The following is a 471-nucleotide window of genomic DNA, read 5'->3' as shown; positions in this document are numbered from 1 at the left end:
GTCAGCACGGTCGCGCCCGTCCCGATTTGCGCGATCGTGCCTGGGCCGCTGAGAAGGCCGGTGAAATTGAACGTGTCGCTGCGGTTGAACGACAAGGTTGAGGTGGCAGCATTGACGATCACGTTGCCGGCGCCGGCGTTGCCGGTGGTGCCGCCATTGCCGATCATCAGATTGCCGTTGTTGATGACGGTGTTGCCGGTGAAAGTGTTGTTGCCGGTGAGCGCCCAGGTGCCGGCATCGTTCTTGGCCAGCGTGGTTGCACCGCCGGCGCCGTCGGCGATCGCCCCGCCCATGATGTTGAGCGCGGTATTGGTGCCGCCGAGCGCGATGGTGCGCGGGCCGCTGCCGGAATAGGTAACCGCGGCCGTGTTGCTGAAGACGACGGCGCCCGTGCCTGAGGATTCGATGAAGCTGGTGCCGGCCGAGAGCGTGAACAGCCGGTCAGTCGTGTCGCCGCTACCGGTGTAGCGC

1 protein-coding gene is annotated in these 471 nt (G+C 65.8%); it reads right to left on the bottom strand.

The window, feature by feature from the left end:
• A partial coding sequence (locus tag EN964_RS36975; RefSeq protein WP_164776611.1) for an autotransporter-associated beta strand repeat-containing protein occupies window positions 1–471 on the bottom strand: 471 nt, incomplete at both ends.

The organism is Mesorhizobium sp. M7A.F.Ca.CA.001.10.2.1 (genome assembly GCF_003998575.1).
Classification (GTDB): Bacteria; Pseudomonadota; Alphaproteobacteria; order Rhizobiales; family Rhizobiaceae; genus Mesorhizobium.
This window is presented reverse-complemented; position numbering and strand designations above follow the sequence as displayed.